The following is a 26,315-nucleotide window of genomic DNA, read 5'->3' on the forward strand; positions in this document are numbered from 1 at the left end:
TAATTAGCCCATTCAAGATTTGAGTGGGACAATTAAAACTTTAACGTGACCACTCTAACTCCGAGTGGAACAATTAGAATTAAGTTTAGTAAAATCAGCCGAAAATGATCCAATTTCGCCGGATTTTGTTCAGGTTGCTGACTGATAATACACCTATTAGGTGATCTTTTAGTTTTAATTGGCCCACTCGAGATTTGAGTGGGCCAATTAAAACTTTAACGTGACCACTCAAACTCCGAGTGCAACAATTAGAATTAAGTTTAGTAAAATCAGCCGAAAATGATCCGATTTCGCCGGGTTTTGTTCAGGTTGCTGACTGATAATACACCTATTAGGTGATCTTTTAGTTTTAATTGGCCCACTCGAGATTTGAGTGGGACAATTAAAACTTTAACGTGACCACTCTAACTCCGAGTGGAACAATTAGAATTAAGTTTAGTAAAATCAGCCGAAAATGATCCGATTTCGCCGGGTTTTGTTCAGGTTGCTGACTGATAATACACCTATTAGGTGATTTTTTAGTTTTAATTAGCCCATTCAAGATTTGAGTGGGACAATTAAAACTTTAACGTGACCACTCAAACTTCGAGTGCAACAATTAGAATTAAATTCGAGGAAAGATTATCCAAGGTACCTTTTATAAATGGCTATCAGCGGTTTGTCAGAGTTCTTTCAGGGGTTCTTCTTGATGCATTCGTCAGCGTGGGAGGTGGAGAATGTTGGGGGATTTGTATGGTTTGTTAGAAGATTGGCGACTTATTGTAGGAAAAGGGCTTGCCTTTTATGGGTTACAGGTGTAAACTGTAAATGTATCGAGGTTACAACCGTAACCCAGAGGGAGGTTTTGAGATGTCGGTTGAATTAAAGCAGCTTGCGATTAGTGCGGCTGAGTGGGAAATCATGCGAGTCGTATGGGCCGAGGGCGCGGTGACGAGTCGTCAGGTTATTGATACGATGTTGGGGCTTTCTGATTGGAAGGAAGGCACCATCAAGTCGATGTTGAATCGTTTGACGAAAAAAGGTGTGTTGACTCAGGATACGACCGTGACGCCCTTCTTGTATTCGAGTTCGATTTCTTTAGAGGATGCAACTTTGGCGCGGACTGATGAGATTATGGTCAATACCTGTAATTTGGATCGTGCGGATATTGTGCAGCATTTGTTGGATAGCAATACGTTTTCGCAGGCTCAGATTCTTGGTTTGTTGGAGACTTTGCAGGATAAATTGAAGACGGCGCCGGAGAAGATTAAGTGTGATTGTGCGCCTGGTCAGTGTCAGTGTCATTCGCAGGGTCACGGACAATATGCGTAAGTAGAATTTTAAATTGAAAGAAGGAATAACTAATGAAAAAAGAATTGTATACAGTTGAAGGGATGAGTTGTCAAGGGTGCGCCAATGCGGTTACTCGTGTATTAAATGATGTGGTAGGCGTTGAGTCGGCGACGGTTGATTTAGACAAACAATCGGCAGAGGTGGTGTATGATGAAGCAGCCACTAATTTTGAAGGGATTCGTTCGGTTGTCGATGAAGCAGGCTATCGTTTAGTAAAATAATTTAGAAAGGGAGTGGATGTTTTGGCTAAAGTAAGCTATGCCGTCGAAGGCATGACCTGTGCTTCGTGTGCGGCCAATGTGGAAAGAAGTTTGAATAGGACTGAGGGTGTTGAGGAAGCGTCAGTCAATTTAGCAACCGAGAAAGCACAAGTGTCCTTTGATGATACTTTATTGTCGGTGGCTGATTTACAAGCAGTCGTTAAAAAAGCCGGCTATCAGTTGATTATTGAACATGATGCGGCGGCTTTAAGTCATGACCGCTTGCATCAGAACTTCTCGATTGATGGGATGACTTGTGCATCATGTGCGGCCAATGTTGAAAAAGCGGTGGCTAAGTTACCAGCAGTCAAACAAGCTGGAGTCAATTTGGCAACTGAAACGTTGAGTGTTGATTGGAGTGAATCAGCAGATGCACAGTCAGTGTTTGATGCTGTGAAAAAGGCAGGCTATCAAGCGTCGCTATCTTTATCAGCCCAAGAACAATATGAGATTGATCAAGCTAAAAAAGAGACTCGTTTAAAAGAGATGCGTCAACGCGTGATTTGGATGGCAGTCTTTACGATTCCACTCTTTATTCTAACGATGGGCCCGATGATTGGGCTGCCTGTGCCGGCTTTGATTGATGCACATCATCAACCAGGCATTAACGCGCTCCTCCAGTTAGTCTTAACGCTACCGGTTGTGTGGTTGGCACGTGCGATGTATCAACGTGGCTTCAAGCTCTTATTCGGGGGACATCCTAATATGGATTCTCTCGTTGCGGTCGGGACAACGGCCGCTTTTGTTCAAGGTTTAGTGATGACTTACTTATTAGTGACCCAACGTTACATTCCAGTTGGTCATCCTGATTTATATTTCGAATCAGCAGCAGTGATTTTAACTTTAATGAATGTCGGTAGTTACTTGGAAGAACGTGCTAAAGGTCAAACGTCGGCAGCAATTAAAGCCTTGATGGATTTAACACCAAGCCAAGCGCGCCGTGTTAAGGAAGACGGATCTGTTGAATTGGTCGCTGTTGAGATGATTCAAGTCGGCGATTTAATCCAAGTACGTCCTGGGGAAAGTTTGCCGGTCGATGGTGAGATTACACAGGGGCATTCAAATATTGATGAGTCGATGTTAACTGGGGAAAGTTTACCCGTTGAAAAAACGGTCGGCGATTCGGTGACGGGTGCGAGTATTAATAAGACAGGTGCTTTTACTTACCAAGTGACGAAAATTGGTCAAGATACGATGTTGTCGCAAATTGTCCGAATGGTTCAAGAAGCACAAGGAACCAAGGCGCCGATTGCGAAGATGGCTGATGTGATTTCAGGTTACTTCGTGCCGATTGTGATGGGCTTGGCGATTGTGTCTGGTTTGTTCTGGTACTTCGTGATGGGTCAGCCGATTGAATTTGCGCTGACAATTTTCATCAGTATTCTGATTATTGCCTGTCCATGTGCTTTGGGCTTGGCGACTCCGACAGCGATTATGGTCGGGACCGGTAATGGTGCGCAAAAAGGGATTTTAATTAAAAGTGGAACGGCTTTAGAAGGCATTCACCACGCTAATGCGGTCTTGTTGGATAAAACCGGGACGATTACGGAAGGTCAACCGACTGTAACCGACTTTGTGTTAGCCGATGGTCAAGACGATGCTCAATTATTAGCATGGATTGCGGCGGCTGAATCTGCTTCGGAACATCCATTAGGTGAAGCGATTGTCCGTTACGCGACCGAGGAGAAAGGTCTGACCTTACCCGAGGTAGATTACTTTAACAGTATCACCGGTCAAGGGATTGAAGCCAAAATCGATACTCATACTATCAAAATAGGAAACCAAAGACTGATGGCTGACTTGCCGGAAAATAAAGAATTAATGCTAGCAGCGGACCGTCTAGCCAATGAGGCGAAAACACCGATGTTTATTGCAGTTGATGATCAATTAGCTGGTGTCATTTCGGTGTCCGATCCAGTTAAATCAGAAAGTGCCGCAGCGATTAAACAAATGCAGAAGATGGGCTTAGAAGTCATTATGATTACTGGTGATAATCGCAAGACAGCTGAGAAGATTGGCGAATTAGTTGGTGTCAGCCGTGTCATGAGTGAGGTTCTGCCGGAAGATAAGGCCGATATGGTCAAGAAACTACAAGCAGAAAGCAAGCATGTCATTATGGTGGGTGATGGGATTAATGATGCGCCTGCTCTAGCCCAAGCCGATATTGGGATGGCCATTGGTTCTGGAACAGACATTGCGATTGAATCGGCTGATACAGTCTTGATGAAAAACCAATTGACCGATGTGGTGGAAGCCATTAACTTGAGTCATGCAACAATTCGCAACATTAAGCAAAATTTGTTCTGGGCCTTTGGGTATAATGTGATTGGAATTCCAATCGCCATGGGTGTGCTTCATTTATTTGGTGGCCCACTACTTAGTCCAATGTTCGCAGCGGTCGCGATGAGTTTAAGTTCGGTTTCTGTTTTACTGAACGCTTTACGTTTGAGAAACCGCTAATCTTTATAGAAGAAAAGAGCCCCCGGAAACTAGTGCATGAACTGCTCCCTGTCAAGTAGACAGATAAATAAACAAAATATTTGTGCCATGTATGATAAGACATCATACATGGTATTTTTTTATGCTGGTATCTTTAACCCCATGCTCAGTGTAACTCGCTTGGTGTTGTAAAAGTCAATATAATCTTTGATATCAGACTCTAACTGTTCAAAAGTCTCATAATCATTCAAACGATACCTTTCATCTTTGAGCGTCCAAAAGAAACCCTCCATTGGACCGTTATCAATACATTTACCCGCTCTCGACATACTCTGAATAACTTGATGTTCATCCGCGAAATGTTTGAAGCTGTGTGACGGATATTGAAAGCCACGATCACTATGGATGAGTGTTTTAGTTGCTTTAATTCTATCCTCCATTTGACTGACTGACTCTCGAACTAATTCATTATTATTATGTTTAGAGAGTTTGAATGTCACAATTTTCTTTTCGCCATAATCTAGGATGACACTTAGATAAACTTTTGCTTGAGTCCCGTACTTAAACTCTGTGACATCTGTTAATAGGACTTCCATCGGCTGATAGTCCTTTTGGTATTCTCTGTTCAGTATGTTTTCAGCCACATGGGATGGAGAATGAGGCTTATAATTGTAACGTTTGCGAGAGATGACAACTTTTAATCCCAATAGATGCATCAATCGTTGAATACATTTAAGGTTGACTTTAGCGTTAAGAAAATGACCTCTAATTAGACGTCAAGAAACAACCACATGGGGTTAGAATTCTATAAAGTGTACTCTATAGAATAGAGTTTTTGTGACAAGGCCCTTCGATAAAATGAACCATCCTAAAAAAGAGTGTCAAAAACTATGGACAGTTAGCCAAAAGGGTCACTTTTTTCTAGATATCTCTAAAAAAACACTATTTTTTAAGCAAACAGACACAAAAGCTCGACTCAAAGCAAAACATAGCGAAAGTACAATGTGAAACAAGACACCCTATAGTGAAGAGCAAATTAATCAGATTAAACTGGCACCCTATCGTTTAACTAAAGATAGCTCATATGGGAATTACGTCGCACTTATGTCATGATCGTTATGGCTCTACTGCATGTGGCTCAATTATTAGTATCTTCCTTAGATTGATTTATCGCTTCATAGCTAAAGTATCCTCATCGCTTGGCGGGCAATAAAAAAAGGCAATCTGTAAAATCTACAGATTGCCGTTGGGCTTGCCTATGACAGTATCAGTTAGCAAGATGTTTTTATTATTTGTTCAACGCTTTTGAGTGGAAGTCGATATGTTCGCCAATGAAGGTCGCAATCGTGAAATAGCTATGGTCATAACCTTTTTCCAATTGGTAGCGAACGTCGTGTCCTGTCGCTGCTTCTAGGAAAGCTGTTTCTTGTAACTGCACTTCATAGAAATTATCTGCGTCTCCTTGAGTAATTAGAATTGGCGGAACTTGTTTGGCTTCTTTAATCAAATAGGTCGCATCCCAAGTTTTCCAGCTGCTCTCTTCTGAACCTAAATAAGCTGTGAACGCTTTTTGACCCCAAGGCACTTGACTTGGATTAGAGATCGGCGCGAAAGCTGAAATGGCTTCAAAACGTTGCGGATTCTTCAAGCCAATCACAAGTGCGCCATGACCACCCATTGAATGCCCCATGATACTTTCTTTACCAGAATAGTTTCCTATTAAGTCGTAAACTATTTGCGGAAGTTCTTCTGTTAAATAAGTGTACATTTGATAGTGCTCTACCCAAGGTTCTTGATTAGCGTCAACATAAAAACTAGCGCCGGTTCCTAAATCCCAAGCATCACTATCCGCAACATTGTCACCGCGCGGTGATGTATCGGGAATGACAACTGCCACTTCATGTTTGGCAGCATATTGTTGGAAGCCACTTTTCTGACTAAAGTTGTCATCGGTACAAGTTAAGCCTGATAGCCACCAAATTAATGATAGTTCTTTAGCTTCGTCTTGAACTACTTCTGGTAAATATAGACTAAAAATCATATCAACATTCATCGCTTTAGAAAAATGGCGGTACTTACGTAGCTCGCCACCAAAAGAACGATGTGTTTCAATTAATTCTACAGACATTTTATTTCCCTCCATATGTTAAAACAGTACGAATTGACTCTCCTTTATGCAATAAATCAAAGGCTTCGTTGATTTCAGTAAAGTCTAAGCGGTGTGTAATGAATGAATCTAAGTCAAGCTCGCCATTCATGAAGTCTTCCACCATACCAGGTAATTCTGTACGGCCTTTCACACCACCAAAAGCTGAACCGCGCCATACACGGCCCGTTACCAATTGGAATGGACGCGTGTGAATTTCTTTACCTGCACCGGCAACACCTAGAATAATACTTTCACCCCAGCCCTTGTGACAACATTCGAGAGCCGATTTCATCACTTCAACGTTTCCAATACATTCAAAACTATAATCCACTCCACCATCTGTCATTTCAACAATTACCTCTTGGATCGGACGATCTAAATCAGCCGGGTTAAGGAAATCAGTTGCACCCATTTTCTTCGCTAATCCCCATTTGTCAGGATTTAAGTCAACCGCGATAATGCGTTTTGCGTTTGCTTTTTTTAGTCCTTGGATAACCGCTAACCCAATCGCTCCTAAACCGAAGACCGCAGTCACCGCGTCCTCTTCAACTTTGGCTGTGTTTTTAACCGCACCTAAACCAGTCGTTACACCACAGCCTAAAAGACACACTTTATCTAAAGGTGCTTCTTCATCCACTTTAACTAAGTTAATTTCATTCACGACCGTGTATTCACTAAAAGTACTTGTCCCCATGTAATGATAAATCGGCTCGCCCTTGTAAGAAAAACGCGTCGTGCCATCTGGCATCAAACCTTTCCCTTGTGTTTCGCGAACTGCACTACATAGGTTTGTTTTACCTGATAAACAGAATTTACACTGGCGACACTCAGCCGTATACAAGGGAATCACGTGATCGCCCGCTGTAACAGATGTAACGTTTTTACCGACGGATAGCACAACTCCTCCACCTTCATGCCCGAGAACTGCTGGGAAAACTCCTTCTGGATCATCACCAGATAATGTGAAGGCGTCAGTATGACAAACTGACGTGTACAACATTTTGATAAGTACTTCGTTGTCTTTCGGTTCTGCTACATCGATTTCCACAATTTTCAGTGGCTCATTGGGTCCAAATGCTACTGCTGCTCTACTTTTCATCTAAAAACCTCTTTCTTGTTAAAGTGTTCTGTTCTCATTGTACACTTTTAAATTTTTTCTCGCTTGCTTCGGGTGTTTTAGTAGATGGGGTGCCGGTTCTTTTATATCATATATGATGGCACTTTACCCATTGCTTTATCAAGTTTACAATAAAAAATCCGGTTCCTTTTGATGATTTCATTCATCAAAGGACCGGCTTTTCTATTTAATGTATATTTAAGCTTTGGCTTTTTCCATAAAGAACATCGATACGCCACCCAAGCCGACGTGTGTTCCAACAGCGACACCCATCTGCATAATGTGAATAATCCCTTTGAAATTCGCTTGTGTTTCAAGGCGTTCTTTTAATTGCTGAGCAATTTCGACATTAGAGGAATAGCCGATAATAATAAAATTGTTCATATCTGCTTGATTACGGCTGATAAACTCATCAACATAATATTTGAGAGCCTTATTAAGTCCCCTAACTTTCGCAACGATGGCACCCTTGCCTTGTTTCATCGACATAATAGGCTTTACTTGTAAGATACTGCCTACAAATGCACCTGTATTTGAGATACGTCCACTTTTAATAAGGTTTTTTAAATCGTCCACACATAATAAATGTTTGACGCGCTTCTTGTGAGTTTCGTTAAAATCGATTAACGCTTCGAATGTAAAGCCCTCTTCTAACAACTGAGCCGATTTTAAAATCAGCCAACCACTTCCATGACTCATCGACGCCGAATCAACCACGTGAATCTTCACATTTGAATCGGGATATTGTTCTTCAAACATATTCTTTGCTAAAACAGCTGACTGATAAGAACCACTTGTGCCACTCGACATACAGATGCATAAAAATTCAGTATAGCCCTCTGCCATCGCATCATCAACAATATTTAAATACGCTTCAGGACTTGGCATTGCGGTCGTTGGTAACTGCGATAACGTCGGAAGAAATTCGAAGAATTCATCTGAAGATAAGTCTATTTTATCACGGTAAGTCTTGCCATTAATATCAATTTTTAAAGGTGCTATACCGATATTGTACTGTTCCACAATTTCCTGAGATAAGTCACAGGTTGAATCCGCCATAATTTTAATCATATTTAATCTCCTAATAAACAAACCAATCTTCACTCACAAAAATCAGCCTATATTCTAATGATAATAAAAGCATTTTAAATTTCTCCACCAGTCACTATATCTCACATTGGCGATTAACGCTTGAACTCAAATTATAGACAACTCACATACATTGTGCAATAAGAAAAGCGTTTACCTTGCCTACTTTCTCGCATGACTGGCTAGTTAATGTCCCACGTTTTCTGCTTGTTTTTATTAAAACTAATCGTAGAGCTTGGTACTTTTAAAGGACTTGTCGTTGGAAGTTCAGTGTTTTTGGGTGTTTTTTTAATAAGGAAACCATCTTTGCTTGTTACTTTTACAGACAGAGCAGCTTTCCTTAGACAAGAATGTGGTGGGCTGATGACTGGGTGTTCGCCTTTATTGGGGAAGCTTATTTTTAAATCTGTGATTTTATAGGGGCTTGTGATTGTATCAGCTTGGTTGCTTCGATATAATTAAATTAGATTGAGATTTGATGAAGGGGAGTTTTAGGATGGCTAAGTTATATTTCGCAGCATCTTTGTTTAATGAGATGGAGTTGGCCTTTAATGCGTTGTTGGCGGGGCGTATGCGTGAGGAGTTGCCTGGTTTAGAGGTGTTTTTGCCTCAGGTGCAAGGGGAGATTAATGATAAGAATGCGTATGCGGATTCTAAGATGATTGCGAAGTTGGATACTGAGGCGATTCTTAAGAGTGATGTCTTGTTTGCGGTGTTGGATGGTCAGGTGATTGATCCTGGTGTGGCTTCAGAGATTGGGGTGGCTTATCAAGCTGGGATTCCGATTGTGGCTTTATATTCAGATACGCGTCAGCAAGGTGGGGCTCATCCTGAGAAATTGGCGGCTTTACAGGTTTTGGCTGAGTCACAATTTAGTTATGTCAATTTATATACAGTTGGTTTAGTCAAATTGAATGGTAAGGTGGTTGCGTCGTCGTCTGAGGCGATTGAGGCGATTAAACAATATATCTAATATTCTGAAACTTTGAGGAGTTGGCGAGTGATGTATCAAGAAAAATTAGCGATTGTGGATATTGGATCGAATACGGTCCGTTTAGTGATTTATGGGATTGATTACGATTATTATTTAACCGAATTGATTAATATTAAGACGCCTGCTCGTTTGTCACAACATTTAACATTAGTGGATGGCGAGAAGGTGATGGATCAAGCGGGGATTGATAAGTTGGTTCGCGCTTTAGAGAGTTTTCGTTTGGTGACGGATGAGCATCATGTCGATACGATTAAGCCTTTGGCGACGGCGGCGATTCGTCAGTCAGTCAATCAAGAGGATATTCTAGCTCAAGTGTTCGACCGGATGGGTTGGCAAATAGAGATTGTGCCAGAAGTGGCTGAAGCATCTTATGGCCAGTATGCGATTATGCATTCAACGTCTTATAAAGATGCGATTACGATTGATATCGGTGGCGGTAGTTGTGAGGTTACTTTATTTGAAGACAAACAGATGAAGGAATACTTCAGTTTCCCATTTGGGACGGTGTCTTTGAAGGAGCAGTTTTTTGCCGGTAAGGAGCATAATGACAAAGAAGCCATGCAGGAATTGTCGAAATTTGTCAGCAAGCAGTTCAAGCAGTTTGCTTGGCTTAAAAAAGCAAAACTGCCTATTGTAGCAGTGGGTGGCTCGGCGCGTAACGTGACCTTGGTCCATCAGCGGGCGACGAATTATCCAATTGCAGGGGTTCATGGTTATCATTTGTCTTTAGATAATTTAGAGTATACGCTAGATTTATTTACTTCAACTTCTTTAGATAAAATGAGTGACATTGATGGCTTGAGTTCGGACCGAGTGGATATTATTATCCCAGCTAACTTAGTGTTTATTGAATTATTCAACGCAGTCAAGGCCTCGACTTTCGCGATTTCGATGCAAGGTCTACGTGAAGGGATTGCCTTGAGTTATATTAATACGACTTACAATTCGCCACTTGATACAGAATTAATTAAGGCGCGTGCCATTCGTCAAGCGATTCATTTATTCCCGATTCATTTGGACGGTGCCCAATTAAGGGTCAATACGTGTTTGGATTTATACAAGCAGATGTGTGATTTAGAGCAGTTTGAGTATTCCTATCAGACTCAAGAGATGTTGGAATTTTCGACTTACCTGTATATGTTCGGTTCCTTTATTAGTGCAGAAGCCGAGTCGCAACATACCTTTTACTTACTATCAAACATGAATCTGTTCGGCTTTTCGCATATCGAACGTTTACGTTTGGCTTTACTGAGTAGTTACCGAAACCGCTCATTATTTAATCAGTATCTTGAGGATTTTGACGGTTGGTTCAGTGAGTCGAGTCAAATAGAATTACAGAAATTAGGTGGTGTGATTAAATTCTGCCAAGCTTTAAATGATTCGCAGACGGCACCCATTCACACTCTAAATCTATCCCGTGAAACGGATGGCAATTTCACCTTAACGATTGAACATCACGGTCCAATTGTGGCTGAAAAATATCGGACTAATCGTCATATCAAACATTTAGAGCGTGCCTTGGATGGCAAATTATCGCTCAACTACCGTGATATTGCATCACAAGAAGCATAAGTTATATCATTTGCGATGTGCTGGAAGGAGTTTTTAGGATGATGAATGAATCGAAAAGGCCGCCTACTTCGAGTGACCAGAGTCTCGACTCGCAGCGAAGCATTGAGCCTAATGAGCAAACTAGATTGACCCCATTGCCTGTTGACGAATTCAATCAGGCGGCTAATTTTTTTAACCGTGAGTTAAGCTGGTTGGATTTCAATAAGCGCGTGATTGAAGAAGCTTATGATAATGAAAACCCCTTTTTAGAGCAGCTCAATTTCCTTGCGATTGGCAGTTCTAACTTAGATGAGTTTTTCATGGTCAGAGTAGCGGGCGTCTACGATCAATATTTAGCAAACATTGAGATTTCAGAAACGAAAACTTATATGTCCCCATTAGAATTGCTTTCTGCTATTAGTGAAAAGAACCATCAGATTGTGGCTAGGCAGTATGAGCGCTATCAAGAATTAGCACGGATGTTACCAAAAGTTCAGTGTACGATTAAACGAATCTCGCAACTGAATCAAGACGAATTGGCAGAAGTGGCGCGTATTTTTGAGCAATTAATTATGCCGACACTCTCACCTTTGGGGATTGATGCTTACCGCCCTTTCCCGCATTTAACGAATAAGTTATTGAATATTCTGGTCCGCTTAGAAAAAGATGGGCAAAGCAATGTGGCCATTGTGCCTATTCCAGCCCTCTTAAATCGCTACTTTACGATCGATGCTGGCGTTAAGAAAACGATTATTATGATTGAAGATATCATCAGTCATTTCATCCAAAGGCTCTTTGAAGGTCAAACGATTAGCTATACGTACCCTTTTAGAATTACGCGTAATGCTGACTTCGATATTATTGAAGATGGCGCATCGGATTTACTAGAAGTGATTGAAGATTATGTCAAAAAACGTAAAAACGGCATGGCAGTTCGCGTCGAAGTGGACACGTCCCAATTAGATGATTTTTCAGAAAAACAAGTCCAGTATTTATTGAATGCACTGGATTTACATATTAATGATGTCTATCAAATCAAAGGGCCACTCGATTTAACTTTCTTATTTAGTTTACGCGATGAAATCGGGGATGGATTTTCTGAGTTGATGTATCAACCTTATGACAGCTATCTAAATCCTGCCCACCTTGGTGAGAGTTTATTTACCCAAGCCAAAAAAGGTGATTTATACTTTCACCATCCCTATGACTCTTTCCAACCGATTGTGTCTTTAGTGGAACACGCAGCGAGTGATCACCAGACGATTTCTATTAAACAAACACTTTATCGTGTGTCTAAAAACTCGCCAATCATTGCGGCTTTGAAAAAGGCAGCGGAAAATGGCAAAGAAGTCACGGTTCTAGTCGAATTAAAGGCGCGTTTCGATGAGGAAAACAATGTCTTCTGGGCGCGTGAATTAGAAGAAGCGGGTTGTCATGTTTTATACGGGGTAACGGATTTAAAAACCCACAGTAAAATCACCTTGATTACTCGGCGTGAAGAGGAGCATATGCAACAATATGTTCATTTAGGAACTGGTAACTATAATGATAAAACGGCCAATTTGTACACTGATATGGGGATTATTACGACCCATGAAGGGATTGCAGCGGATGCCACTAATTTCTTTAATTATTTGAGTGGTTACACTGAACGCCCTGTCTATAAGCATTTACATGTCTCACCCTTTGCGATTCGAGATTCTTTGATGGATTATATCGAGGAGGAAATTGAGTTTCATAAGAAGTATGGTAATGGTCGCATCATTGCTAAAATGAACTCTTTGACTGATAAAGAATTAATCAAAAAACTGTATGAAGCCAGTCATGCGGGTGTGAAAATCGATTTAATCGTGCGTGGTATTTGTTGCTTGAAACCTGGAATTAAAGGCATTTCAGAAACAATTCACGTCAGAAGTATCGTTGCCCGTTTGCTAGAACATTCACGAATTTACTTCTTCCATCGTAATGGCAATCATCATTTATTCTTGTCATCGGCGGACATGATGACTCGCAATATGACCAAACGAGTAGAAATTGAGTTCCCTATTCTCGACAACACAATCGAACAAGAAATCTTTAATTATTTAGAGTTGCAATTGTCAGACACTTTAAAAGCTCAAATCTTGCAAAATAATGGTGACTATATTCAACCTGATAAGTCCCAGCAGCGCATCAACAGTCAAAATGTCCTAATCAAACGTGCCCAAATGGAGAGCGACGCATTGAAAATAGCCTTAAAAAAGGCTGAACTCGGTCAAGAAATTGCTAATGAGGCAGAACTACTTAATCAAGTAATTCAAGTTTCTGATGAGTCGTCTACTCAGTCCACTAAGCCAGAGGTACCCCCGCTGGCTGTTGAGTCACATTCCTGGTGGCTAAAATTGCTACGTTTGTTAGGTTTCAAATAATTATCAGAGTCATTACAGCTATAGAAAAGTCTTGCGACGTTCACTTTATTTAGTGAGTATCGCGAGACTTTTCTTATTTGATGGACTTGAGCATTGGGAATATTTGGAAGCAGACACGTATAAGAAGATAGCACACAACTTAAAGAGAAACAGCCGGATCTTCGTAACGTTTAATGAACACTTAGTGTTCTAAAAAATATTGTACGACGCTATGTCCACTTTTAGTTGTTTGAAAAGTTAGGTTTTCTTTTGGCAATGAAAGCATCTGTACCTTCGATAAATTGGTCAGACAACACGGCTTGGCTTTGAGCAACTGTTTCTTCCTTAAGATACCTTTCTAGTTCTGAGTAGTTGGCCGTATAGTTCAATGCTTTTAGGTTGCGGTAAGCTACGAGGCCAAGTTCGAGCCCTTCGTCGGTTGTCACTGAACGACCTGTGATACTTAGTTTTAGCTCGCGGCTACTCTCGATAGCTTTGGAAAGCAAGTATAAAATCCCACCATCTGACACTAAGCCCACGCTAACGAAGGTCGTCAGAAACTTTGCATTATCTGCCACAATAATCATATCAGAGGCTAAGGCCAAACTGAAGCCTGCTCCTGCAGGGGCACTGTTAACTGAACTAATGACAATTTTCGTCATTTTTTTAATGTAAAGGATGACATCAGCAACGGCCTCTACCAGTTCTTTTAAGGTATCAGCGTCTTGTGCTTTCGCTTGTTTATTCAAGCTGACTAAATCGCCACCCGCACTAAATTTGCCGGTACTGTTAATGACGATCACTTGTGTGCCTGGGTCGGCTTCTGCTTCAATCAAAGCTGCGAGTAAATCGCTCACAATACCTAAACCCATTGCGTTTAAATTTGCTGGAGAATCGAGAGATAAGTAACTGATATGTCCTTCTTTTGTTACCTTTACCAATTGTTTGCTCATGCTTTTCTTTTCTAAAATCCAATCATTTCACTCACTTTAGTTTATCACTCTGGTCCGTCTTTGTCCGCAAAAGGCTCCTGTTTAGTTAGATGTCCTAAATGTCAGAAGTCTTTAAATCTTCTAACTAATTAAATAAATCGGTAAAGGGGTATATTCAAATGCAAGAAGAAAGGAGTTTTATTATGACAACCGGACTCATTCATCACATTCAATTATACGTTTCAAACTTGGAGTGTTTCTTGACCATCTGGTCTTGGTTATTGGAAGCTCTTGGTTACCAGATTTACCAAAGTTGGGATCAAGGTAAAAGTTGGAAGTCCGGGGATACTTACCTGGTATTTGTCCAAGCAGATGAAGCTTTTAAAGAGACACCTTTCCATCCTCGTGCCGTTGGCTTAAATCATTTAGCCTTTCATGCAACTTCGCACCAACAAGTTGATGATTTTACACAATCATTACGCGAAAGAGGCGTACGGATTTTATATGAGCCTCGCCATCCTTTTGCTGGTGGGCCGAATCATTACGCTGTCTTCTTCGAAGATTCAGATCGCATAAAAGTGGATTTGCTTGCTCCAAGCGGTCGCGAGACTTTAAAAAGCGGAGACTTAGGAGACTGTCGGGAAAGTTGAGGCGGGGATTTGGTTTAGTTAAGTGAGTGACTTATTTTTCCTAAATAAAAAGCAGGAAGCTCTTAGTGAGTTCCCTGCTTTTGTGTCTTTATTTAGTTTGCTTTGCGGCCGCGGTAAATGAGGTAGCCGGCTACTGCGATTAGAATGACTGCGACGCCACCGATCCACCATGAGCTGGTTTCACCCGTGTTTGGTAAGGTCGGTTGGTCACCTGCTTCAACGTCTGTTGATTTTGATACGGATACGCTTGTGCTATCTGATTCGCTTTCGGTTCCTGTTTCTGAGCTTGTTTCAGATGCTGCGTCTGACTCAAAGACTGCTGGATACAGTTCGCGTAAGTGTTGTTCTGCTGCCGCATAGTCCACTTCAGCGTCAGCCGAGAAGTTCGCAAATAATAAGTCGACGAATTTCATTTGGTCTACTTGGGCTTGAGTTAAGGCTGTGTTTCCTATTAAGTCTTGTTTAGCTTGGATGACTAAATCGGTAAACAGGTCTGGATATTCTTCGACTGCGCGTTGGAATGGATAAGTCATGTCGTTTCCACCTGCGTCAATCGCTTCACGGTTCCATGCTAGGAAGTCTCCTGATGGAATTTGGTTGGCGATATCCATTGTCATTGGCGTCAGGTTAACTGATGTTTCCCGCAATAGGTTCGCTTCTGAGTTCACTTGTTCGCTTGTGAAATTATCTGGGTAGTAAGTGATCAACATGCGTCTAAAGCCAACTGCGTTGCCTTCAGTCGTGTCTTCAATATCAAAGCCGAATGTGTCAATCGTTGCTTGTAGCGTTTCGTCGCCTAAGGCTGCTAATTGGTCATTCGTTATGTCCGTTTGTGAAACAACAGCAGCTTTGAAGCCGTCTAAGGCTGTTTCTTCAGTTTCAGATTCAGATTCGGCTTCGCTAGATTCCTCTTCACGGCTGACTTCATATTTAGCTTCCATGACAGCGGCTAATTCTTGGAAGTCTTCTGCGCCACCTGCTTGTAAGTATGTATAATACTCTTCCCAAATCAGAGAAACATCTGGAACAACTGCTAAGTCATCAGCATTTAACTGATATTCTTCATTTAAAACTGTACGGAAGCGGTCTGCTTCATCAGCAAATACTTCTGGATAATCTTCAATTGAGCGGTTAAAGAGATATTCGACACCATTTTCGCTTGTGTTAATCACTTTATTGTAAGCTAATAAAGCTTCAATTGGAATTTCTTCTGCTTGTGTTTGCAGCATTGGTGTTTCAGCGATTGCTGCTACTCTGACTTTGTTAGCAACTTCTTGAATTTGCTCACCAGTAAATAAGTCTGGTCTTTCACTAACTAATCGATCTTGGATCACTAAGGCAGATTCCGCGCTAAAGTTGTTTTCAACTGCAATCGGCAAGTAAGTGTTCAAGACTGTTTCATCAAAGTAAGTTAAGCCTGCTTCCGTGATAAATGTGTATTCCACTAATGAGGCTTTCATTGACTCTAAATCAGTGACTGGCACTTCTGTTGAGTCGGATTCTTCTGGCTCTTCTTCAGAGGACGGTTCCTCATCAGGTGTCGTTTCTTCTGAATCGGTTTCTTCTGGTGCTTCTTCTGACGGAATTTCCTCTTCAGAGCTGTCTTCTTCCGGTACGTCTTCAGATGACGTTTCTTCTGGAGTTTCTTCTTCAGATGATGTTTCTTCCGGTGCTTCTGCTGCTTCTGCTGCTTCTGCTTCGCGAGCGTCACGTCTTTCAATATAAGCGTCACGTGCTACGGTGATTTGCGGTAAAATCGCTGCTACCGTCGCTTCAACGTTTTGTTCGTTAGTCGCAAATTCTGTTTGGTACCAAGCAAGAATATCGCTTGGTAAAGCGGTATTTAAATCAGAAAACGAATAGCTTGAGCCTGCTACAATTGCTTCGGCCGCACGGCGGTAAGCATCATAGTTTTCTCCAGTTAATAAACCTAAATTTAGATAGTTGGCTGCAAGTGAATCATAGACAGCTTTGTAAATAACGGCACTGTCTGTACTTGCTGCAGACGCATCATTAAAGTAAGTTAATAAATCTTGGTCCGATACGCTTAGTAATTGTTCTAAGTTGACAGGTTCTAAACCTGCCAGTGTATCTTTAATTTGTGCAACTTGGGCTTCCTGTTCTGGAGTTAACTCTTGAGCATAAACAATGCTTGCCTGCGCCATGCCCAAAGCATCTCCTAGATAGTTTACATTCGCTGAAACAGTTCCTAATGCTAAGGTGCTGGCCGAAACGAATAATATTTTTTTCATGTTCATGTGACTTCCCCCTCTTAATGTACTTTCAATTATACGTGATAAATGTGAAATTTCATTGACTTTCTTATGTCAATTCAAACAAATTCGATTAACTGTCGGTCAAAATAGTTCCCTAAAACCTGTCCCTATTCTAACGTTTCTTCTGACTTTTGTCATTTAATTCAAGGTAAGCGTTTCATTAAGAATTCTCTTGCTAGGAATGTTCTAATTTTTCCTAAAATAGTCCTTTTATCCGCTCAGTTATGCTATTATATTACTTGTGTCAGAAGTGCTTGACACCTTCTATAAGCACTCAAGGAGGATAAATAATGTTAAACGTATCAAACGTAAGTTTGCAGTTTCCTGACCGCAAACTTTTTGATGATGTAAATATAATGTTTACACCAGGTAACTGTTACGGAGTAATAGGTGCCAATGGTGCAGGTAAATCAACGTTCCTAAATATTTTATCCGGAGAAATTTCACCTTCAACAGGTAATGTTTCAATGGATCCAAACGAAAGATTGGCTGTTTTAAGCCAAAACCACTACGGTTTCGAAGACTCTACTGTTATTGAAACGGTCATGATGGGTTACAAGGAATTGTACGAAATTATGAAAGAAAAAGATGCTATCTACATGAAAGAAGATTTTACTGATGAAGATGGTCTTCGCGCTGGAGAATTAGAAGGTCTTTTTGCTGAAATGGGCGGTTGGGAAGCAGAATCAGAAGCAAGTAACATGCTTCAAGGGTTAGGCATCACAACGGACATGCATTTCAGTTTAATGCGTGAATTAATCGAAGCAGATAAAATTAAGGTTTTGCTAGCCCAAGCATTATTCGGTAAGCCGGATAACTTGTTACTAGATGAGCCGACAAACGGTTTAGATTCTCAAGCAATTAGTTGGTTAAGTGAGTTTATTATTAACTTCCCTAACACTGTTATTGTTGTATCCCATGACCGTCACTTCTTAAACAACGTTTGTACGCATATGGCTGACGTCGATTTTGGTAAGATTAAATTGTATGCTGGTAACTATGATTTTTGGTTACAATCGAGCCAATTAGCTGCTAAATTAGCTGCTGACCAAAACTCAAAAAAAGAAGAGAAAATCAAAGAATTACAAGACTTTATCGCTCGTTTCTCTGCGAATGCTTCTAAATCTAAGCAAGCAACCTCTCGTAAGAAAACATTGGATAAAATCACTTTGGATGATATTCAACCATCTTCACGTCGTTACCCGTTCGTAGGCTTCTCGCCTGAACGCGAAATCGGGAATGACTTGTTGAGCGTCAATGGTCTTTCAAAAACAGTTGATGGCGTTAAAATTCTAGATAATATTACGTTTACTCTAGACCGTGATGATAAAGTGGCTTTCACTAGTCGCAACGATATCGCAATTTCAACCTTCTTTGATATTATCACTGGTAAAATTGAACCAGATAGTGGGACTTATGAGTGGGGAGTGACTACTTCTCAAACTTACTTACCACGTAACTCTGGCGACGAGTTTGACGGTGTGGAATTAAACATTGTTGACTGGTTACGTCAATTTGCTTCTAAAGAAGAAAGTGACAACACGTTCTTAAGAAGTTTCTTAGGCCGTATGTTATTCTCTGGTGATGACGTACTGAAAAAAGTTAACGTCTTATCTGGGGGAGAAAAAGTTCGTTGTATCCTATCTAAAATGATGCTTTCTAAAGCGAACGTTTTAGTATTAGACCAACCAACTAACCACTTGGACTTAGAGTCTATCACGGCGCTTAACGAAGGGTTAGTTAAGTTTAAAGGTGCGATGTTAGTTGCTTCTCATGACTACGAAGTACTAAACACAACGGTTAACCGCGTCATTGAATTAACACCAAACGGTTCATTAGACCGCATCAACACTACTTATGAAGAATTTATTAATACTCCTGAAACACAACAACGTGTGGAAGAGTTATACAACGCTTAATTTAATAATGTATTGTCAAAATAACTAATATTTTGCGCCAATAAAGGAGAATGTTTTGTGGAAGTTTTTGATTATGAAGATATCCAACTGATTCCAAATAAATCGATTGTTAGTAGCCGTTCTGAATGTAATACGTCCGTTCAGTTTGGTCCGCGTACTTTTAGAATCCCTGTCGTTCCTGCCAATATGCAGACAGTAATAAATGAAGAGCTGGCCGTTTGGTTTGCAGAAAATGATTACTTCTATATCATGCACCGTTTCGATGAAGCGGCAAGAAAACCATTTATTACAATGATGCATGAGCGTGGCTTGTTTGCTTCAATCAGTGTGGGTATTAAAGACTACGAATATAATTTTGTTCGAGAATTAGTTGAAGAGAATTTAATTCCTGAGTATATCACAATTGATGTGGCTCATGGTCATTCTGAGGATGTTCTAGACATGGTACGTTTTATTAAAGAAATGCTACCGCAAACTTTCTTGATTGCTGGAAATGTTGGTACACCTGAAGGTGTACGTGAACTTGAAAATGCCGGTGCAGACGCTACGAAAGTTGGCGTAGGTCCTGGTCGCGTATGTATCACAAAATTAAAAACTGGTTTCGGAACTGGTGGCTGGCAATTAGCGGCTGTTCGTTCTTGTGCAAAAGCAGCACGTAAACCTATTATCGCTGATGGTGGCATTCGTCATCACGGTGATATCGCAAAATCTGTTCGTTTTGGTGCTTCAATGGTAATGATTGGATCATTATTGGCTGCTCACGAAGAGAGTCCTGGTCGCACTCGAGAAATCGACGGTCGTACTTACAAAGAGTACTTCGGTAGTGCATCAGAACATCAAAAAGGTGAACGCAAAAACGTTGAAGGTAAAATCGAAATGATTGCCGCTCGTGGTAAATTAACAGATACTTTAACTGAGATGGAACAAGATTTACAATCTTCTATTTCATATGCTGGTGGTCGTGACTTAGATGCGATTCGTAAAGTTGACTATGTCATTGTACGTAATAGTATTTTTAATGGCGATCGTTAAGTAGAGTCATAATAAAGAAGCAATTAACTCTCTCTTTGGCCACTCGGTCCAGGAGAGAGTTTTTTATATTGTGTTGCATTAATTATTTTGGTGAATGTTCGCTTTTAAAGTAGGCATTGGGCTTCTAGAGCGGGAAAAGCCCAGTCTCATTACATTCTAACTTAACAAATGAGCCCTTTCATGTATATAATATACCTAAGACATTTAGAAAGAAGAGTGAACTTAATGGGACGTAAATGGATGAACATTCGCGAAAAAAAAGCGAAAACCGATCAGAATACTTCAAGAATTTACGCTAAATTTGGAATTGAAATTTATGCGGCAGCAAAATCTGGTGAACCCGATCCCGAATTAAATCAAAAACTTAAATTCGTTGTGGACCGAGCTAAAACTTATAACGTTCCACGTCATGTTATTGAAAAAGCCATCGATAAAGCCAAAGGAGGCGATGACGAAACATTCCAAGAGTTACGTTATGAAGGTTTCGGACCAAATGGCTCCATGATTATCGTTGATGCTTTAACGAATAATGTCAATCGTACCGCTGGAAATATCCGTTCAGCCTTTGGAAAAAACGGTGGAAATATGGGCGTAAGTGGTTCTGTAAACTATTTATTTGAATCGACTGCTGTCTTTGTATTTGCAGGCAACGATGCAGATGAAATTATGATGGGCTTATTGGAAGCTGAAGTCGATGTCCGCGAAGTCTTCACTGAAGATGAACAGATTGTCGTTTATGGTGAGCCAAATGAGTTCCACTCTATTAAAGAAGCATTAGAAAACATCGATATCAGTGATTTTGAAGTCGCTGAAATTGAAATGTTACCACAAAATGAAGTAACATTAACTGGTGAGGATTTACGCTTATTCGAACGTCTGATTGACACGCTTGAAGAAGATGACGATGTTCAAAAAGTTTATCATAATGTTGCGCTAGATGATTAAATAGCCAAACTATAAAACAACACCGCTTAGTTGCTGGTAGAAGGAGACGACATGACTTTACCCGATTTTTCATTAATTAGAAGTAATGGTGACCCTTATGCATTTAACCAATACAATGACCACGTCATTTTGGTTGTGAATACCGCAACGGAATGCGGCTTTGCAAAACAGTTTGATGGTTTAGAAAAACTATACCAAGATTATCAAGATCGCCAATTTGTTGTGATTGGATTCCCGAGCAATCAATTCAAAAATCAAGAACCTGTCAGTAATGAGGATATGACAGAGTCTTGCCGTTTGAATTTCGGAGTAACCTTTCCTTTAAACGAAAAGATTGATGTGAACGGCCCGACTGCTTCACCTTTATATCAATGGTTGAAACAAGAAAAAGGTGGCTTAATCAATTCCGATATCAAGTGGAACTTCACGAAATTTTTAATCAATCGTGAAGGTGAGGTTATTAAACGCTATCCGCCGACAACCGAACCGAAATCAATGGTTAAGGATATTGAGAAACTTCTATAGTCTTTAATGCTTAATGCTTGATACTTGTGCATGCGGCAACGGTTAACTGTTATTAACGTTTGATATATTTTCTTATGCTGACTGGCTTTGCTAGATAAGTGCAAGTAAAGATAACTATTTAATACGATTAACGTGTTTCTTCGAGTGATTCTTATACTCAAAGGAACACGTTTTTTATTTGGTTCCTTGGATTAGTTCGTGTCTACTTGCGGTGTAGAAAGTCAAAACTAGCTGTCTTCTATCTTCAGCATGCTTACTACTCAATAGCTGATTCTTAGTTGACTTGAATGTCATCGCCTTCCTTCTTAGCTTTTAAGTAGTAAGCATCATGGCGAAGGACGCCACGAATCCTGGGCCATGTTTCTCATCGTCGCTCAACTCGCCATGATGCGAAACATAGCAGATATCATTTCAAACGTATCCAGTTTATTCCCACCATCCCTCCACTCCAAACAAAAAAAAGTCCTAAACGCAACTTTAATATGCGTTTAGGACTTTAAATGATTAGTCGGTTGTTTTTTCGTGGACAGATTTCACTTCGTAGCCACGTGCTTTAATTGCCTCTTCAAGCAAAGTTGTATCTGTTGTTGAGACATGCAGTACAAGACGGATATTTTCTTCATGATGATAAACAATCATATGAGTCAAGTTAACGTCTGTTTCTACTAAAGCATCACCGACTTCCTCGATGACCCCTTTACGGTCTCCAACTAACTCAACAACTAAACTTGATCCTGGAGTATCATAACCAGACACATCAACAAAAGCTTTGAAAATGTCTTTATCTGTAATAATACCAACCAGCTTCGAACCTTCAGTGACCACTAACACACCAATATTGTTTGAGCGCATAATTGAAGCTGCCTCTTCAACAATACTATCTGGTGCAATAGTTATCACCTGCTTCTTCATGACGTCTTTAACCGTCGTTTTTTCTAAAATATAATTCACTTCATGAGCGCTTAAACTCGTCGCTCCAGATGGAGAATTTTTAGAAAGAATGTCTTTTGTAATTAAGCCGACTAATTGGCCATTTTCTAAAACAGGTAGACGATTAATATCGTGCTGCTTTAGTAAGTCACTCGCTTTTAAAACACTTGTTTCGGGTGTAATCGTAATTAAATTCGTTGACATATAATCTTTAATATACATTCACTAACCTCCTAAGTATGCTTTTTGAACGTCGTCACTTTCTAGTAAATCCTGACCCGTACCTGATAATACAATTTCACCGGTCTCCAGAACGTATCCTCGATTCGCTATCGTTAATGCCATTTTAGCATTTTGTTCGATTAAAAGCACGGTTGTTCCTTGTTTTTGAATATCGACGATAATATTGAAGATTTCTTTAATAAAGATAGGCGCAAGTCCCATAGATGGCTCATCTAACAACAATAGCTTCGGTTTAGACATCAACGCACGTCCCATGGCCAACATTTGTTGCTCACCACCAGAGAGTGTTGCGGCATCTTGCCCTTTTCTCTCTTCCAGAATTGGGAAACGTTTATAAACAGCTGACATATCCTCTTGAATGCCCTCTTTATCATTGCGTAAGAAAGCGCCTAATTCCAGATTTTCCTTAACCGTTAACCCTTTGAAAACATGACGTCCTTCCGGCACATGTGAAATGCCTGTTTCTACAATTTTCTTGGGAGCCAGTTTTAATAAATCGTGATCGCCATAAGTGATCGAGCCTTCAGTCGGTTTAACTAATCCCGAAATGGTTCTCAAGATGGTTGATTTCCCTGCCCCGTTCGCTCCAATTAGAGCTACAATTTCACCTGTGTTTACTTCAAAGTTAACAGATTTTACAGCGTTAATCATTCCGTAGTTTACTTTTAAATTTTCAACCTTCAGCATTAATCAACACCTCCTAAATAAGCACGAATAACATCAGGATTCTGCTTCACTTCTTCAGCATTCCCATGAGCAATTAATCGCCCGTATTCCAATACATAAATTCTTTGACAAATTTCCATAACTAATGACATATCGTGTTCAATTAACACAATTGTCAATTCGAATTGTTCTCTAATTTGAGCGATCAGATTAGTTAAATCCGCTGTTTCAGCAGGGTTCATTCCTGCAGCCGGCTCATCTAAAAACAAAATCTTAGGTTGAGTCGCTAAAGCACGAACGATTTCTAAACGACGCTGTTGACCGTAAGATAAATTACGTGCTTTTTCTTCAGCAATCCCTTCTAAATTAAAGATTTTTAATAAGTCTAAAGCTTTAGTGTAAAGTCGTTTATTCGTTTCATAATGGGCACCTAAACGTAAGATACTTGAGAAAACTGAATTTCCTTGTTCACGGTGCATCGCAACCATTACGTTTTCAATTACCGTTTGATCTTTAAACAAACGAATATTCTGGAAAGTTCTTGCTAAACCTAATTCGTTAATTTTATCCGGTTTAACCCCATTTAAATTAACTTTGCCATTCTCAGTTAATAAATCAATTGTTCCTTCAGAAGGCACGTAAACCCCTGTCAACAAGTTGAAAAAAGTTGTTTTTCCGGCCCCGTTTGGTCCGATTAAACCGACCAATTCATTCTCTTCCAAATGAATTGACACATTAGAAACGGCTGCTAAACCGCCGAAGTTTTTAGTTAAATTCTTGACTTCAAGCAAACTCATGAAACAGCCTCCTTATCTTTTCGGATTGCTTTAGCAACTAATGAGCCTAAACGTAATTCTTTCGTCCCAAGGATTCCACCTGGTCTGAATATCATAATTAATACAAGCGCTACTGCATAAATAACCATACGTAATTGACCATAATCTTGTAAGAATACGTTTAGTAAACCTAATAAAATTGCTGCTACAAACGAACCAGTGAAACTACCAATTCCACCGAATACAACAATAATTAGAACATCGATTGAACGTTCAAACGTATAATCTCCTGGAGTTACAATTCCTAAGAAAGTTGCTTGTAAAGAGCCACCAATACTTGCGGTAATGGCACCCAATACAAAAGCTAATACTTTATAACGTGTCACATCAACACCCATTGATTCAGCAGCAATTTCATCTTGTTGGATAGCCATCGTTGCACGCCCCGCACTACTATAAACATAGTTTAAAATAAAAATTGTCGTGATTACCATTAAAATGTAAACATTTACCCAATTGGAAACAAGAGGGATCCCACTGATACCAGCAGGTCCGTTGGTCAAATCACGCATGTTATTTATTAATACACGCACGATTTCGGCCACTCCTAGTGTCGCAATCGCTAGGTAATCCCCTTTTAACCGTAACGTTGGAATGCCTACAAGTAAAGCAAGGATTATTGATAAAACCACCCCAACACCCATACCAGCATATAGGCCCATCGTACTATTCTCCATACTCTTAGTCAAAATGGCTGCTGAATAAGCACCAATCGCGATAAAACCCGCGTGTCCTAAAGAGAATTGTCCTGCAACCCCTAGAACGAGGTTTAAACCAACAGCATAAATTATATTAATCATAATGGTTACAAGCGTGATTTGATAAAAACGATTAATAATCCCCGCTTGAACTAAAGCATACAGCGCTACGAAACCAAGAATTGCTGCTGCGATCCACACCATATTACGTATATGAAATCTATTCACTTGTGCCACCTACACTTTCTCTTTGACATTCTTGCCGAATAATCCTGATGGCATAATGAGAAGAATGACAATCAGTAAGGCATAAACGGCTGCGTCTTTATACATGGACCCACCTAAGAACGTTACAATGGTTTCAAGCACACCAATTAAATAACCACCCACCATTGCACCAGGTATACTGCCCACGCCACCTACAACAGCAGCAACGAACGCTTTCAGTCCAGGCGTCGTCCCCATCGTAGCTGAAATTGAATTATAGTAAACACCCACGAGTACACCAGCGATTCCCGCTAAGCCTGAACCTAAAGCAAAGGTAAAGGAAATCACACGGTTCACATCGATTCCCATTAATTCTGCTGCTTCTGAATCAACTGCTACAGCTCGCATGGCTTTACCCATTTTTGTATGTTTGACAATCGCATTTAAAATGATCATTAAAGTAATCGTCGTCACAAAAACAAAAACTTGCTTCATGTTAATGACAATTCCAAACACTTTAAATGGCATCACTGGGATTGTTGAAGGAAATGCTCGAACCTCAGGTCCTAAGAAATAAATCATCACATTCTGTAAAAAGTACGATACTCCGATTGCAGTAATTAAAGCTGCTACACGTGTTGATTTACGTAATGGCTTGTAGGCCACTTTCTCAATCACAACGCCTAAAATCGCACAGAATACTCCTGATAAAATCATTGCAAGAAACACATTGATGTTTAAAGCACTAACAAGAAAATAACCGAAAAAGGCTCCCACCATATAAATATCGCCATGAGCAAAATTTATTAAACGAATCGTTCCATACACCATTGTATAGCCGAGTGCGATCAGAGCATAAATACTTCCTAACGAAACACCGTTAACAAGTTGTTGCATAAATAATTGCATAGTTAAAATCCTTTCCTACCATATTTTGCCTACTTTAAAAAAGTATATAACACACTTTCTAATAATTCAACCGTTATTTTAAATAAATTTTAATCTTATCATTGATTTCTTAGAAAAACTTTGCCCATGAAAGCCCTTAAATTGACATTTATCGCTACAAATTATTTCTATAAGCCTTTTAGCTAAAGATTAAAAACAGATTAGAAGTTTCTAATTTTCAACCTTGAGA

22 protein-coding genes are annotated in these 26,315 nt (G+C 40.1%); 11 read left to right on the top strand and 11 right to left on the bottom strand.

Going from position 1 to position 26,315, the window contains the following annotated elements; genetic code table 11:
• Nucleotides 1-807 precede the first annotated feature (807 nt).
• Genes ACTQ5J_RS12260 through ACTQ5J_RS12270 form a run of 3 tightly spaced genes read left to right on the top strand, consistent with a single transcriptional unit; the run spans nucleotide 808 to nucleotide 4,052 of the window.
• Nucleotides 808-1,311 carry a BlaI/MecI/CopY family transcriptional regulator gene (locus ACTQ5J_RS12260; protein WP_441753361.1) on the top strand — a complete coding sequence of 168 codons (504 nt, stop codon included), beginning with the start codon at nucleotides 808-810 and terminating at the stop codon, nucleotides 1,309-1,311.
• Between the two features lie 32 nt (nucleotides 1,312-1,343).
• A complete protein-coding gene (locus ACTQ5J_RS12265; protein WP_441753363.1) occupies nucleotides 1,344-1,553 on the top strand; it encodes a heavy-metal-associated domain-containing protein in 210 nt (69 codons plus the stop codon).
• 21 nt (nucleotides 1,554-1,574) lie between these two features.
• Complete coding sequence (locus ACTQ5J_RS12270; RefSeq protein WP_441753365.1) at nucleotides 1,575-4,052, top strand: heavy metal translocating P-type ATPase; 2,478 nt, start codon at nucleotides 1,575-1,577, stop codon at nucleotides 4,050-4,052.
• A 119-nt stretch (nucleotides 4,053-4,171) separates the two neighbouring features.
• Here ACTQ5J_RS12270 and ACTQ5J_RS12275 read toward each other — a convergent pair whose 3' ends face one another.
• The 4 genes from ACTQ5J_RS12275 to ACTQ5J_RS12290 all read right to left on the bottom strand — a co-directional run bounded on the left by ACTQ5J_RS12275 (nucleotide 4,172) and on the right by ACTQ5J_RS12290 (nucleotide 8,368).
• Nucleotides 4,172-4,801 carry an IS3 family transposase gene (locus tag ACTQ5J_RS12275; RefSeq protein WP_441753475.1) on the bottom strand — a complete coding sequence of 210 codons (630 nt, stop codon included), beginning with the start codon at nucleotides 4,799-4,801 and terminating at the stop codon, nucleotides 4,172-4,174.
• 518 nt (nucleotides 4,802-5,319) lie between these two features.
• Entirely contained in the window at nucleotides 5,320-6,159 is an 840-nt protein-coding gene (gene fghA / locus ACTQ5J_RS12280; protein WP_441753367.1) for an S-formylglutathione hydrolase, read from the bottom strand.
• A gap of 1 nt (nucleotide 6,160) precedes the next feature.
• Entirely contained in the window at nucleotides 6,161-7,279 is a 1,119-nt protein-coding gene (locus tag ACTQ5J_RS12285; RefSeq protein WP_441753368.1) for an S-(hydroxymethyl)glutathione dehydrogenase/class III alcohol dehydrogenase, read from the bottom strand.
• 216 nt (nucleotides 7,280-7,495) lie between these two features.
• Nucleotides 7,496-8,368 (bottom strand): DegV family protein, encoded by an 873-nt coding sequence (locus ACTQ5J_RS12290; RefSeq protein ID WP_441753369.1) that lies wholly within the window; start codon nucleotides 8,366-8,368, stop codon nucleotides 7,496-7,498.
• 514 nt (nucleotides 8,369-8,882) lie between these two features.
• On the opposite strand from ACTQ5J_RS12290, the gene ACTQ5J_RS12295 reads away from it, so the two are divergent.
• Genes ACTQ5J_RS12295 through ACTQ5J_RS12305 form a run of 3 tightly spaced genes read left to right on the top strand, consistent with a single transcriptional unit; the run spans nucleotide 8,883 to nucleotide 13,339 of the window.
• Complete coding sequence (locus ACTQ5J_RS12295; RefSeq protein ID WP_441753371.1) at nucleotides 8,883-9,359, top strand: nucleoside 2-deoxyribosyltransferase; 477 nt, start codon at nucleotides 8,883-8,885, stop codon at nucleotides 9,357-9,359.
• 30 nt (nucleotides 9,360-9,389) lie between these two features.
• Nucleotides 9,390-10,952: a Ppx/GppA phosphatase family protein gene (locus ACTQ5J_RS12300; RefSeq protein WP_441753477.1), complete on the top strand. Its 1,563-nt coding sequence runs from the start codon at nucleotides 9,390-9,392 to the stop codon at nucleotides 10,950-10,952.
• A gap of 38 nt (nucleotides 10,953-10,990) precedes the next feature.
• Nucleotides 10,991-13,339: an RNA degradosome polyphosphate kinase gene (locus tag ACTQ5J_RS12305; protein ID WP_441753373.1), complete on the top strand. Its 2,349-nt coding sequence runs from the start codon at nucleotides 10,991-10,993 to the stop codon at nucleotides 13,337-13,339.
• Nucleotides 13,340-13,560: 221 nt separating this feature from the next.
• Here the strand turns inward: ACTQ5J_RS12305 and ACTQ5J_RS12310 are convergent, their stop codons facing one another.
• Entirely contained in the window at nucleotides 13,561-14,259 is a 699-nt protein-coding gene (locus ACTQ5J_RS12310) for an enoyl-CoA hydratase/isomerase family protein (RefSeq protein WP_441753375.1), read from the bottom strand.
• Nucleotides 14,260-14,429: 170 nt separating this feature from the next.
• On the opposite strand from ACTQ5J_RS12310, the gene ACTQ5J_RS12315 reads away from it, so the two are divergent.
• Complete coding sequence (locus ACTQ5J_RS12315) at nucleotides 14,430-14,900, top strand: VOC family protein (protein ID WP_441753377.1); 471 nt, start codon at nucleotides 14,430-14,432, stop codon at nucleotides 14,898-14,900.
• Between the two features lie 92 nt (nucleotides 14,901-14,992).
• On the opposite strand, the gene ACTQ5J_RS12320 is transcribed toward ACTQ5J_RS12315, so the two are convergent.
• Nucleotides 14,993-17,158: an LPXTG cell wall anchor domain-containing protein gene (locus ACTQ5J_RS12320; RefSeq protein WP_441753379.1), complete on the bottom strand. Its 2,166-nt coding sequence runs from the start codon at nucleotides 17,156-17,158 to the stop codon at nucleotides 14,993-14,995.
• A gap of 308 nt (nucleotides 17,159-17,466) precedes the next feature.
• Here ACTQ5J_RS12320 and ACTQ5J_RS12325 point away from each other — a divergent pair, with 308 nt between their 5' ends.
• From ACTQ5J_RS12325 to ACTQ5J_RS12340, 4 genes are all read left to right on the top strand, one after another.
• A complete protein-coding gene (locus ACTQ5J_RS12325; protein WP_441753381.1) occupies nucleotides 17,467-19,095 on the top strand; it encodes an ABC-F family ATP-binding cassette domain-containing protein in 1,629 nt (542 codons plus the stop codon).
• Nucleotides 19,096-19,152: 57 nt separating this feature from the next.
• The gene (gene guaC, locus ACTQ5J_RS12330; RefSeq protein ID WP_441753382.1) at nucleotides 19,153-20,127 is read left to right on the top strand and encodes a GMP reductase; all 975 of its coding nucleotides are present in this window, start codon (nucleotides 19,153-19,155) and stop codon (nucleotides 20,125-20,127) included.
• A 225-nt stretch (nucleotides 20,128-20,352) separates the two neighbouring features.
• Entirely contained in the window at nucleotides 20,353-21,072 is a 720-nt protein-coding gene (locus tag ACTQ5J_RS12335; protein ID WP_441753384.1) for a YebC/PmpR family DNA-binding transcriptional regulator, read from the top strand.
• 51 nt (nucleotides 21,073-21,123) lie between these two features.
• The gene (locus tag ACTQ5J_RS12340; protein WP_441753386.1) at nucleotides 21,124-21,597 is read left to right on the top strand and encodes a glutathione peroxidase; all 474 of its coding nucleotides are present in this window, start codon (nucleotides 21,124-21,126) and stop codon (nucleotides 21,595-21,597) included.
• A gap of 504 nt (nucleotides 21,598-22,101) precedes the next feature.
• Here ACTQ5J_RS12340 and ACTQ5J_RS12345 read toward each other — a convergent pair.
• Genes ACTQ5J_RS12345 through ACTQ5J_RS12365 form a run of 5 tightly spaced genes read right to left on the bottom strand, consistent with a single transcriptional unit; the run spans nucleotide 22,102 to nucleotide 26,086 of the window.
• Nucleotides 22,102-22,749 (bottom strand): CBS domain-containing protein, encoded by a 648-nt coding sequence (locus ACTQ5J_RS12345; RefSeq protein ID WP_441753387.1) that lies wholly within the window; start codon nucleotides 22,747-22,749, stop codon nucleotides 22,102-22,104.
• A 3-nt stretch (nucleotides 22,750-22,752) separates the two neighbouring features.
• Nucleotides 22,753-23,457, bottom strand: coding sequence for an ABC transporter ATP-binding protein (locus ACTQ5J_RS12350; protein ID WP_441753389.1), 705 nt, complete (start codon nucleotides 23,455-23,457; stop codon nucleotides 22,753-22,755).
• Nucleotides 23,457-24,233, bottom strand: coding sequence for an ABC transporter ATP-binding protein (locus tag ACTQ5J_RS12355; protein WP_441753390.1), 777 nt, complete (start codon nucleotides 24,231-24,233; stop codon nucleotides 23,457-23,459). Before ACTQ5J_RS12355 ends, ACTQ5J_RS12350 begins: the two co-directional genes overlap by 1 nt.
• Nucleotides 24,230-25,174 (bottom strand): branched-chain amino acid ABC transporter permease, encoded by a 945-nt coding sequence (locus ACTQ5J_RS12360; RefSeq protein WP_441753479.1) that lies wholly within the window; start codon nucleotides 25,172-25,174, stop codon nucleotides 24,230-24,232. The genes ACTQ5J_RS12355 and ACTQ5J_RS12360 overlap by 4 nt, the downstream gene beginning before the upstream one ends.
• 33 nt (nucleotides 25,175-25,207) lie before the next feature.
• Nucleotides 25,208-26,086, bottom strand: coding sequence for a branched-chain amino acid ABC transporter permease (locus ACTQ5J_RS12365; protein ID WP_441753391.1), 879 nt, complete (start codon nucleotides 26,084-26,086; stop codon nucleotides 25,208-25,210).
• Nucleotides 26,087-26,315: the final 229 nt, after the last annotated feature.

Origin of the sequence: Fundicoccus sp. Sow4_F4, assembly GCF_052116145.1 — a bacterium.
GTDB lineage: Bacteria > Bacillota > Bacilli > Lactobacillales > Aerococcaceae > Fundicoccus.